We start from the raw sequence: 12,335 nt of genomic DNA, 5'->3' as shown, positions 1-12,335 counted from the left end.
ATTATTATGGGTGATAATGAAGAGAAAATGGAGATAAATATGAAAAACAAATCATTTTACTTTTTATTAGGGGACAATCCCTAGCTAATTTCGGGGATTCACTATATGTCCTCGTTCTGACCATCCTGACATACCAATTAACAAATTCTACACTAATTGCTTCAATGGTGGCTGTCTCCCAGTTTGTTGGACAAGCACTTGGAGCGGTACTCATTCCTTTCTTTATGTATCAATTTAAGCTGAAAAGACTCATTATCTATTTGCAAATGTGTCAAATTGCTTTCTTCGGTTGCTTGATTTTCATTTATATTTTACAACTATCAACATTTACTATTCCTCTCTTTTTTATCATTGTATTTTTCCTTTCTTTGATAGATGGGGGAACCATTCCTGTTCGAAATTCGATGATCCCGCGTTTAGTAGAAAAGAACTTTTTACTAAAAGCCAATAGCTATATCTTAACTTCTGACCAAATTGTCCTTTTACTAGGATGGCTTTTAGGAGGGCTGTTTATTGGCATTCTTGGACCGCAGTTTCTCCTCATTACGACACTTGTTTTATATAGTTTGTCGCTCATATCTATGCTCTTTATCATTGATACTGGGGCTGCAGCTAAACAAGAGCAACAGTCTGAATCATTTGGTACACGAATCTTTTCAGGCTGGAAGATCATGTATGAAAAGCCGACCATTCGAACATTAACGATTTTAGAAATGCTGTCCATGAGCGGCAGAAGTATCTGGACTGGTGCAATTATTCTTGTGTATGTCACTGAAGTCTTACACCAGCCTGAAACATGGTGGGGCTTTATTAACGCAAGCTATTTTGGCGGAACCATTCTAGGCGGTCTGCTCGTGCTGCGGTTCGCAAAGCATGTGGAACAGCGTTTGTTTGATCACATTTTTTACAGCTCGGTGATCGTAGCTCTGCTAACCCTTTGCTTAGGGTTGAATCATTCAGCATGGATGAGTTTATTGTTTGTCTTTTTATTAGGGCCGGCTTTTCAGCTTCGCAGTATTTCTATTCGTACCTATGTACAAGATACACTGAGTCAAATTGAATTGCCTAAAATACTATCAGCTCAACATACACTATCGACTTTTATATATGGAATGTCCATCCTCGTTATGAGCACCATGACCGATCTCTTTGGGGCAAGAGTCGTCTTTTTTATCAACGTTGTCCTGTTTACTGTGTCGGCTTTCCTAGCGTCTAGATTAAAAAATGAACAAATTTAGACAGTTTATCTCAATTATTTACAAAAATACCATTATGTGATTTAATAAGTTCGTAGAAATGTTAACTATATGAAAAGTAGAGGTGGCGTAATTGACTAGTAGTTTAGTATATTGGCCATTAACACATCCGCAGCGGCGCGTGATGAACATGGAAACATTTTATCCAGAAACACCAATTAATCATATTGGCGGTATTATTTTCGTCAATGGGCCGTTGCAGCTCGATAAACTGAAGCAGGCCATTGCAACATGTATCATGACGACAGAATCTCTTCGTCTCAAGCTAGTAGAGAAAGATGATGAGATGCTTCAATACGTTGATCCAAACGCCGATCATCATATTCCTGCCTATGAGTTTTCCACACATAAAGACATGCTGGAATGGGCTGAAAAAGTCTTCAAAACACCATTTCAATTACTAGAAACCTCTCTCGCCGAATTTGCTGTATTAAAAATCGGTGAACAACAATCCGGTTATTTCATCAAATGCCATCATACAGTAGCAGATGGATGGTCGATGAAAGTAATCATCGATAAAATTAGCCAGCTTTACACTGCTCTTACACAAAGCTCCTCTATTGAACAAGAAGCAGACAATCATTCTGTTTTTATTGATAAAGAATCAAAATATATGAACTCCCCAAGATTTAAAAAAGATCAGCAATTTTGGAAAGAAACATTATCTGATGTGTCTGACAGTTATTTGGTACAGGGAACTGACCAAATCAAAGGCCATCGGCAGAGCCATTACCTTGATCGACAACTCTCAGAACGAATCTATGAATTTATAGATACCCATCATTGTTCAATCAACTCTTTATTTACTTTAGGACTCTTCGTTTACTTGCATAAAAGATACCAGCAAAAAGATTTTATTATTGGGACGCCAGTTCTCAATCGTTCCGGGCAAAAGGAAAAAGCCACGTCCGGTATGACCGTTAGCACAATGCCATACCGAATGAAGATGAACCCTCATTTATCTCTATTAGAAAGTTTGTCAGATGTTCAAAAAAGCTATAAGACTTACTTCCTGCATCAGCGTTATCCCTATGACGCACTCGTCAAGGATTTAGAGCTTGCAAAGGCAGGATATGATCAGCTTTTTCAAATCTATATCAACTCCTACAGCACAAATATGGTGCAGGAGATGGAAGGATACAAAGTGGAATACATGGAGCTTTACAATGGATTCCAGCCATATGGCTTGCAAGTAGCTGTGAAAGAATGGGATGAAAAAGGGCAAATCGAGCTGCAATATGACTACAAAATCTCAGATTACAGCAATGAAGACATCAACTTTCTGCATGAAAGGATGCTTCTCTTTGTCGAGAACATACTTACCCAGCCCAAGCAGCTCTTAAAAGACGTACTGCTTATGACAGAGGAAGAGGAACATCGAGAGCTATATCAATGGAACGACACAGGCGTGCTATTCCCACAAAAGCAAAAAATTCATGAATTAATCACAGACATGTCAAAGACTTCTCCTGATCGAATCGCGATTCAGGATGGCTCTCATATCATGACATACGGTGAACTTGAGAGAAAGACCAACCAAATGGCGCATTTCCTGCAAACACATGGCTTACAGAGACATGACTTTGTTGCAATATGTATGAATCATTCACCAGAACTGATTGTACTATTGCTGGGGATTTTAAAGGCTGGAGGTGCATATGTACCGATTGATCCTGAATATCCGCAGGAACGCATTCAGTTTATTTTGGATGACAGTCAGGCAAAGCTGTTTTTTACAGATCATGCATCTGCGTACCATTTTAATGGTGATACGTACAATATCTACAACGTGTGGGATCAGTTGGATCCGTATGATGTGGAACATACATTCATTGGAGATGATGAAGACGTCGCATACATGATTTATACGTCTGGTTCTACAGGACAGCCAAAGGGAGTGATGATTGAGCATCAAAGCTTAGTGAACTATATCATGTCTGCCAAAACAAACTATACAGATTCAGAAGATGACCATTTTGCTCTGTATTCGTCCATTGCATTTGATCTAACCATTACCTCCATTTATACGCCATTGGTTATTGGCAGTACAGTAGTCATCTATCGTCAAGAGGATCAGCCAGGCTTTTTATTAGAACATATTTTGTTTGATCAAAAAGCAAAGGTGATCAAGCTGACACCAGCTCATATGGCACTGTTAACAGATGCTGCACTGTCTCAGTCAGTGGTTAAACGGATGATAGTAGGAGGAGAACAATTATCGACTTCTTTGGCTAAAAGAATTACTGAGGCAAGTGATGGAAGGATATCCATCTTTAATGAATATGGACCAACTGAAGCAACCGTTGGCTGTATGATCCATCAGTTCCATCAAGATGATGGCGGGACATCGGTGTCAATTGGAGTGCCGATGCCGAATACAGAGATTTACCTTTTAGATGAAAATCAGCAAGTGGTGCTGCCAGGGACAATAGGAGAAATATATATTTCAGGCGCGGGTGTTGGAAGAGGATACTGGCAAAGACCTGATTTGCAGAAATCACGCTTTCTGCCCAATCCATTTGTAAGTCATCGCCGCATGTACCGAACCGGTGACATTGCGAAACGTGCAAGTGATGGAAAGATTGAATACATTGGCCGGATTGACCATCAAATCAAGCTTCGGGGCTACCGGATAGAGCTGGGTGAAATCGAACTTGCGCTTATGGCAATCGATGAAGTGGATAAAGCAGCTGTCATTGATCTAACTGATGAATCTGGAGAAAAACAGCTGGCTGCTTATATTGAATTGAAAGATGAAGAGCTAACCTCCTTTTTACTAAGGAAGAAATTATCAGATCAGCTGCCAGCTTATATGGTACCTGCCTATTTTGTTGTATTAAAAGAACTCCCGCTCACCCAAAATGGAAAAATCAATCGGGCAGCACTGCCTGATCCATTGTTGTCTCAAGTGGAAACAGCCGTTGAATGGTCGAAGGAAACAGCGGACATTGAAGGGATCATAGTAGACACAGCAAAAGCCATCTTAGGGCATGAAAAGGTCGAACCGGCTGATCATTTTTATCAGCTTGGCGGCGATTCCATAAAGGCGATTCAATTTATTGCGAAGTTAAAAGACAAAGGACTCTATTTAAAAACCAAAGATCTATTTACTTATCCCATTTTTAGAGAAATGGCACAAGTCGTTCAGCAGGAACCAGTCTTACATATCTCACAAGAACAGGCTGTGGGCGATGTGAAATCGATCCCAATCATCGAATGGTTTTGGTCCCAGCGGTTAAAAGATAAACATTTCTGGCATCAATCTATCATTGTTCATTCAAAGAAAAAGATGGATGAAAGAATCGTGCAGAGTGCTTTAAAAGAGCTGGTCATTCATCACGACGGATTAAGGTTAAAAGTACATGAGGCGACAAACACACTCTATTATGATGAAAACATTCAGGATATCCCGCTGACGATACACGATTTTACGGCATTGTCAGAAGAGAATGTGGAAGAAGCGCTGCAAGAAGTAGGATGTCAGATCAAGCAAAGGACTCATCTTTATCAAGGACCATTAATTCAGGCAGCGCTTTGTCAAACTGCTTCTCAATCACATCTCATTTTTGCCGCCCATCATCTTTTAGTTGATGGTATGTCTTGGCAAATTCTTGTGGAGGATTTGATTCAATTATTTCATGCAGAGAAGGGTTCAGCAGAAGTGCTTCCGCCAAAAACTCATTCATATCAAACATTTACAGAGCGGGTTAACGAGTATGCAGTATCAGAAGATGTAAAAGAGGCGTTCAACTATTGGAAAAATGCGGTGCAGGGTATTCAGCCTCTGTATCAAGTTTCATCTAATGAGGGATATGTCAAAGACGAAGTCAAATTAACGAAGGCTTTATCAGTGGAACTGACGGATCAATTGACCAATCAAGCGAATAAAGCGTACCAAACGCAGCCTCACGAACTGTTAATTTCAGCCTTAACGCAAGCCTGTTATCAGCAAACGAATCAAAAACGGATTTCTCTGGAATTAGAAGGTCATGGCAGAGATGCTGTGGAGGAAAATATTGATGTATCTAGAACGTGCGGCTGGTTCACCACCATGTATCCTGTGAATGTTCATGTTTCTGAATCTCTCTCAGATCACATACGGGCTGTCAAAGAAACGATACGTGAGGTGCCGAATAAAGGTGCAGAATATGGGCTGTTGTCACTCATCAATAGGCAGCTTCCTGATCATTCAGCGCCGCAATTACGGTTTAATTATTTAGGTGAAATCGATCAGGTGCTTAAACAATCATCTGATTATGAGATGTCTTACTTTACATCGGGGATTGATTCGTCATTGGATAATCCGCTAACAACCGTCATCGATATGGTCGCTACCATCAAGGGCGGTCAACTGATTTTCCATCTTTCTTTCAGCGAAAAACAGCTGTGTGAAACAGATATGATGCAGCTATTGCAAGAGATAGAACAGCAAATTGAGCGTATGGTACAGCATTGCTTAGAAAAAGAAGGGATCGAATTTACACCGTCTGATTTTGAAACAGTTGATATGTCTCTTGAAGAAATGGATTCATTATTTACATGAGGAAAAATCAGCATGTTATCTACATTTCATTTTTGTTAGCTGTCTTATGGATAAGCGGCTTTGCCGGGGGGACACATGCAAAAGCAGTGATTTCATCTAAAGCCATTGATCAAGTGATAGAGAAACAGATGGAGCTTGGGCGCATTCCCGGCATGTCCGTTGTGGTTGTGAAAAAAGACGAAGTGGTGTACCAAAAAGGGTTTGGCTATGCGGATCGAAAGAAAATGAAGAAAGTGACAGCCAGTACTTTCTTTGAAATTGGTTCTACATCAAAGGCGTTTACCGCTCTTGCTATTGTGGAGTTAGAAAAGCAAGGGAAACTTCATTTGAAAGAACCGGTGAGCAGCTATATTCCAGGTTTTTTTCCAACATACCATGGAAAGCCTCAGCGTTTGACGGTGGAGCAATTAATGCATCACACAAGCGGCATCCCCTTTCAATCCATTGCGCTTATCCAGCCAGATCAAGCAAAAGATGCGCTAAAGAAAACAGTCCATCAACTGAAATCAATTGAGCTCCATCACAAGCCTGGCAGCTCCTTTGAATATGCCACCATCAACTATGATGTTCTTGGTCTCATCATTGAAAATGTGACAGGGACGTCATATGAGGCATATATGAAAGGACTGTTTAAAACGCATCATCTTAACCAAACAGAAGCTGGGCTAAAACGCATGAAATCTGGTGTTGTTTCAGAAGGATTTAAACTGCATTTCCTTATTCCACATGCTTATGAAGCACCAGAATATCGAGGCAACACCCCTGCAGGCTATATTGTGATGAATAATCAAGATGTGGGGACTTGGCTGCAATATCAATTGACCGATTCAACTTGGTCTCGTTTTGTAAAAAATCCTGATCAGTTAACTGTGAAAGTCCCAGAAGAAGGGGAGCATGTCTATTACAATGCCGGCTGGTATATAGAAAAAACGCATGGGCAGGTGGAATCACTATTTCATGCTGGATCTAATCCGAATTATTCATCATTTTTTCTGATCCAGCCAAAAGAAGACGTTGCTATCGGAGTGTTAGCAAACATGAATAGCAGCTACACAGAGAAAACGGCACGTCTTATTGCCAAAACGATGACGGGTACAAATGAAGAAACAGAGTCATCCATGGATCCATTTCAGCTCATTGATCAATTGAGTGTGGCAGCCACATGTCTTTTTATTTTGCTGCAAATAGTGTCAGTCGTCCGTTTTATCAAATGGAGGAAACGTGTAAGAAATGGCGTTCTGGTTCGCAGGCACATTTCACTTGGCGTATGGCTGAAAAGTATCGGCTGGGTACTGCTCCTAATTGGGATATTGCTTCTGCCAATGATTCTTTCGCAACTAGCCTTTAAGGGACTGCCTTGGAAAATGACTTTTGTATGGGGACCTTTTTCTCTCATTGAATTAGCGATTTCTTATTATTTGTTTTTCATTTGGTTTTGTACGATTGGTTTCATCAAAGGATTTATGGTGACATCTACTGCTGGAAAGAGAGGACAAGAAGATGACCGTCAAACAGATTTCAGGCATTCATCCTTATAATGATTTGTTTTATCGCAGCTGTTTCTTCAATTGCTTTTTTCCAATTGTGAAGCTGCATGGTCAAGAAGTCGCTCCATATTTATTAAATGATCAATTTGCATATCGACTTACAGAAGACGGTTTGCTGCAGATTGACTGGATGTCGGCACACGATCCAGAAAAGATTATGAATTTACAGGGCATTCAAGTTGAAAAAATGACGCATTGTACCCATCTCATTGAAAAGGTCAAACAAGATGTGAGGCGTGACCGCCCGGCGATTGTATGGGTAGACCCTTACGTTCAGCGAGGTAGAAAAGAGTATTTGACAACACATAGCCGTCATTCGATTTTAATCACGGGTTTTCATGAAAATCAGCAAACCTTTCAGGTATTAGAGAATCGTCATTTAGATAATTTGTCGTATGAGCATCAAGTGCTGTCATATGGAGATGTGCAGAAAGGGTATGATACCTTTCATGATCATTTTCAGCCGAATGATCAATTCCATTCCTATGCGGCCTTCCACTTTGATCCGGTCAAGGTCTCGACTGAATTATTTGATCAAAAAACGGCTTATTTCCTGAGAAATATGCATGGTCAGATTGACGCAATCGAAAAAGGAATTACAGCTCTTGAAACATTTTATGAACAGTTTCCTCAATGGGATGATATCGAGAAGCTCGTAGCATCTTTCAATCAGATCATCAATACGAAGAAAGTAGAGATGTATCGACTGAGACTCATAAAAGGCGATCTACCTGAGCTGTTTCAATGGATGGAAAGTATTTTAGCAGAATGGGAGAAAGCGAGGCATCAGGCAGCAAAACTCTTTTTTTCAGGGGAAATGTCTAGTCGGTACCAAGCCAACATGAAAACTTCCTTACAACAAATCATCCAAGATGAAAAAAAATGGCTGGAAATGTTGAAAATCAAATGCAAAAGGGAGTGTGGCGTGTCGTGAAGTTATTTTGCTTACCGTACGCAGGTGGAGCAAGTACCGTATTCAGTAAGTGGAAATCGTATATAGACCGGTCTATAGAAATTCATGCCCTTGAACTCCCTGGGCACGGGACAAGAATGACAGAGCCTGTGCTGACAAATTTACAGCAAGTCGCAGATGATCTTTATCTACAGGCGTCCTCTTCCTTAAAAGAAGGAGAACCCTATGCCATTTTCGGTCATAGCATGGGAGCTGTACTTGCATACGAATTACAAAAAAGAATGAAAACAAGATTAAACAAAGAGCCTGTCCATGTTTTTTATTCTGGACGCTTTCCACCACATATTCCAGAGAAGAAAGTCTATCATCAGCTGTCAGATGCCAAATTAAAAGAGGCGATCATTGCGATGGGGGGCGTTCCTGAGGAACTTGCCGATAACCATGCAGTGCTTGATTTCTTTCTGCCGATTTTAAGAGCAGATTTTCAGCTTTTGGAGACTTATCAGTGTGATGAAGTCGTTCCAGCTGCTTGCCCAATTTCTATTTTTTATGGTACACGTGATCTGCCTTCTGTGCTGTTTGATTTAGACGATTGGGATCAATATACAAGCAAAGATTGTGCGTTTTTTGAATTCGATGGAGATCACTTTTTTATTCATTCATTAACAAATGAAGTCGTAGAAAAAATCAATGTCATTTTAAAGCGAATTGGAGTGTTGGAGAAATGAACACGAAGCACGTAGGCGTGATTGGAGCAGGTGTGATGGGGGCTGATATGGCATTAGACCTTTCAGCAAATGGCTATCAAGTCACATTGGTTGATGTCACAGAAGAAAAACTAAACGAAGCACTAGAAAAGATCAAGAAAACCTATCAATTGGTGCAATTTGTGAGAAAAAAGAAAATCTCATTGTCCTTAGAAGACGTATTGTCTCAAATTCAGCTATCGACTTCATTTGAAGGCTTACATGACGCACATATCGTCATTGAAAATGTGACGGAAGATTGGGAGATAAAAAAACCCATTTATGAAGAGCTGCGAGATATTTGTTCGAAAGAAACCATCTATTTTGTAAACACGAGCTGCATTTCCATTACAAAGGTAGGGTCCCTTATGCATCATCCTGAAAAAGTTATTGGTGCACATTTTATGAACCCTGTTCCTCTTAAAGCGTTAGTTGAGGTGATTAGAGGAAAAGCAACTTCCGATGAAACAGTTGAAACGGCAAAAGGTTTCTTGAAATCCTTTGATAAAACACCTGTTGTGGTGCATGATCTTCCAGGGTTTGTTTCCAACCGTGTGCTCATGCTGACAATCAATGAAGCGATTTGGGCGGTGCAAGATCAAGTCGCGACACCAGCTGATGTCGATAAAATTTTCCGCGGGGGCTTCGGCCATAAAATGGGGCCGCTTGCGACAGGAGACTTAATTGGGCTTGATACGATTTTGAATTCATTGCTTGTCTTATACGAGAGCTACAAAGATCCGAAGTTCCGCCCATGTCCTCTGCTTGTCAAAATGGTCGATGCTGGTGAGTATGGCAAAAAATCAGGTAAAGGCTTTTTCCAATATGACATGTGAGAGGAGAAAAACAAATGGCTAAACAAATCAAGTGTGTTGTCTGGGATTTAGATCATACATTATGGGATGGAATTTTACTTGAATCAGATGAAGTGACGTTAAAGCCATCGATGAAGGAAGTGCTAACAGAGCTAGATGAGCGCGGTATCCTTTTATCCATTGCAAGCCGGAATGATGAAGCTGCTGTGAGGGAAAAGCTCTCCGCCTTTGGGATCGAACATTTCTTTCTCTATCCAGAGATTCATTGGAATGCCAAATCTAGTTCATTAGAGAGAATCAGCGAGCGCTTAAATATTCATAAAGATACCATTCTCTTTATCGATGATCAGCCATTTGAACGAGAAGAAGTGAAGGCAGTTCATCCAGAGATTACTTGCTGGGATGCGGTGGATTATAGGACATTGCTCACAGATGATCGACTGCGACCAGCTTTTATCACAGAGGATGCAAAACGGCGCAGAGAAATGTACATGGAAGCAGATCAAAGGAAGCAGGAAGAAGAGAAATATGAAGGGCCGCCTGAAAAATTTTTGGCCTCTTTAAATATGAAATTCGTTATATCAGAAGCAGGAGAACAAGATCTCCAGCGAGCCGAAGAACTTACCGTTCGAACCAATCAATTAAATGCAAGCGGGAAAACCTACGATTATGCAGAGCTTGATTATTTCCGTCAATCAGACAATCACTTGCTTCTCGTCTGTGAACTTGAAGATAAATTCGGTTCATATGGAAAAATAGGACTCTCTTTAATAGAAGAAACAGGTGATACATGGCATGTCAAACTACTGCTTATGTCTTGCCGTGTTATGTCACGTGGAGTCGGGACCATTTTACTGACAACGATTTTGCAAGAGGCGAAAAAGAGAGGAAAACGGCTTGTAGCTGATTTTAAACAAACCGATCGAAACCGCATGATGTATATCACTTATAAGTTTGCGAATTTCAAAGAGATCGAGAATGGGGAAGATGGCTATATTTTGTTCGAAAACGATTTAAGCATGATTCAGCCTTTCCCAGAATACGTAGATGTCAACATTGAGATAAAGCAGAAGGACCCTGCCAAATAAAAAAGCGAAAAGCGAGGAGATTGAATGATGAACCTACACGAACAAGTAAGAGCATATATCGAGCAAAACCTAGTGGTATTTGATGAGGAAATGGAGCTTGGAAATGATGATCATATTTTTGAACAAGGCTTTGTCAATTCACTATTTGCGATGAAACTAGTGAACTATATTGAACATGACTTTCACTTCCAATTAGACAATGAAGACCTCGACATTGCTAATTTTAGTACGGTCAATCGTATTGTCGCCTTAATTGAGAAAAAACAGCAGGGGGCGGCTCTTCATGAAAACAGCTGAACAAACAATCGATGCCATTGAAGAAATACGACAATATTGCAATGAACATATCCGTCCATTTGCCAATGAATTCGATGAGACAGAACATTTGCCGGAGTCGCTGATTCGAGATATGGCGAAAAGAGGCTATTTGGCGGCAGGTATCCCACCCTCCTATCAAGGTTTGGGGCTTGATCCGATTGCATATGGACAGTTCACGGAACAAGTGGGGAAAGCTTGCTGTAACGTACGGACATTATTAACAGTGAATTCACTCGTAGGGGAAGCCATTCTTCGTTATGGAACAGAAGACCAAAAACAAGGCTGGCTCGTTGAATTAGCTAAAGGGGAAAAAATCGGTGCATTTGCTTTGTCAGAGCCGAATATTGGCTCAGATGCCAATCATGTTGAAACTAGCTATCAAAAAAAAGGACAGTCCTATGTATTAAATGGGAAGAAAAAGTGGATTTCCTTCGGAGCGATTGCAGATTTCTTTATTGTGATTGCACGAGACGGCGAACAAGTCACGGCATTCCTTGTCGATCGAGATCAGACGGGTGTAGAGATTGAGAGAATTACTGGAATGATGGCAAATCGAGCATCTTATTTAGCAGAAATCACTCTTGATCATGTGCAGGTACACGAAGACTGTGTCTTAGGGCCAGTTGGGGGCGGTTTTAACCACGTAGTGTCTCTGGCTTTAGACCATGGACGATACAGTGTTGCCTGGGCAGGGCTTGCCATTGCACAAGAAGCCGTTGATTCTCTCGTTACGTATTCACGCAAAAGAACTCAGTTTAATGAAAAACTATACAAGCATCAAATGATCAAAGGAATGATCGGAGATGCAGTCACTCAGCTCCATGCAGCGAGAGCTTTATGCCTAAAGGCTGGAGAAATGCGAGAAGCGAATCATCCTGATGCGATCACAGAAACATCCATTGCAAAATATTTCACCTCCAAAATTGCTGTCGACATTACAAATACAAATGTCCAAATCCATGGTGGGAGTGGATTTAGCCGGGAAAACTCAGCTTCAAGATTATATCGTGAAGCGAAGGTACTTGAAATTATTGAAGGGACTTCGCAAATTCAGCAGCAGGTCATTGCTAACTATGGTTTACGCCATTATTTCGTGAAACATTCTTAGA

General features: G+C 40.7%; 9 protein-coding genes. All 9 read left to right on the top strand.

The annotated features are described in order from the left end of the window. Window positions 1-50 precede the first annotated feature (50 nt). The gene (locus JJ692_RS17760; RefSeq protein ID WP_346986674.1) at window positions 51-1,238 is read left to right on the top strand and encodes an MFS transporter; all 1,188 of its coding nucleotides are present in this window, start codon (window positions 51-53) and stop codon (window positions 1,236-1,238) included. Window positions 1,239-1,329: 91 nt separating this feature from the next. Then, window positions 1,330-5,799 (top strand): non-ribosomal peptide synthetase, encoded by a 4,470-nt coding sequence (locus JJ692_RS17755; RefSeq protein WP_206534029.1) that lies wholly within the window; start codon window positions 1,330-1,332, stop codon window positions 5,797-5,799. After that, window positions 5,796-7,337, top strand: a complete 1,542-nt coding sequence (locus JJ692_RS17750) for a serine hydrolase domain-containing protein (protein ID WP_206534028.1) — start codon at window positions 5,796-5,798, stop codon at window positions 7,335-7,337. Before JJ692_RS17755 ends, JJ692_RS17750 begins: the two co-directional genes overlap by 4 nt. After that, a complete protein-coding gene (locus JJ692_RS17745; protein ID WP_206534027.1) occupies window positions 7,300-8,280 on the top strand; it encodes a C39 family peptidase in 981 nt (326 codons plus the stop codon). The genes JJ692_RS17750 and JJ692_RS17745 overlap by 38 nt, the downstream gene beginning before the upstream one ends. After that, the gene (locus tag JJ692_RS17740; RefSeq protein ID WP_206534026.1) at window positions 8,277-8,987 is read left to right on the top strand and encodes a thioesterase II family protein; all 711 of its coding nucleotides are present in this window, start codon (window positions 8,277-8,279) and stop codon (window positions 8,985-8,987) included. The genes JJ692_RS17745 and JJ692_RS17740 overlap by 4 nt, the downstream gene beginning before the upstream one ends. Continuing rightward, window positions 8,984-9,841, top strand: coding sequence for a 3-hydroxyacyl-CoA dehydrogenase family protein (locus JJ692_RS17735; RefSeq protein ID WP_024424537.1), 858 nt, complete (start codon window positions 8,984-8,986; stop codon window positions 9,839-9,841). Before JJ692_RS17740 ends, JJ692_RS17735 begins: the two co-directional genes overlap by 4 nt. 14 nt (window positions 9,842-9,855) lie before the next feature. Beyond that, window positions 9,856-10,908 (top strand): HAD-IIIC family phosphatase, encoded by a 1,053-nt coding sequence (locus tag JJ692_RS17730; protein WP_206534025.1) that lies wholly within the window; start codon window positions 9,856-9,858, stop codon window positions 10,906-10,908. A gap of 27 nt (window positions 10,909-10,935) precedes the next feature. Continuing rightward, the gene (locus JJ692_RS17725; RefSeq protein ID WP_024424539.1) at window positions 10,936-11,205 is read left to right on the top strand and encodes an acyl carrier protein; all 270 of its coding nucleotides are present in this window, start codon (window positions 10,936-10,938) and stop codon (window positions 11,203-11,205) included. Further along, the gene (locus JJ692_RS17720) at window positions 11,192-12,334 is read left to right on the top strand and encodes an acyl-CoA dehydrogenase family protein (RefSeq protein WP_206534024.1); all 1,143 of its coding nucleotides are present in this window, start codon (window positions 11,192-11,194) and stop codon (window positions 12,332-12,334) included. The genes JJ692_RS17725 and JJ692_RS17720 overlap by 14 nt, the downstream gene beginning before the upstream one ends. Window position 12,335 lies beyond the last annotated feature (1 nt).

The organism is Bacillus sp. 3a (genome assembly GCF_017161885.1).
Classification (GTDB): Bacteria; Bacillota; Bacilli; order Bacillales; family Bacillaceae; genus Bacillus; species Bacillus safensis.
The sequence above is the reverse complement of the archived record's forward strand: the minus strand, read 5'-3'. Positions and strand labels throughout refer to the sequence as shown.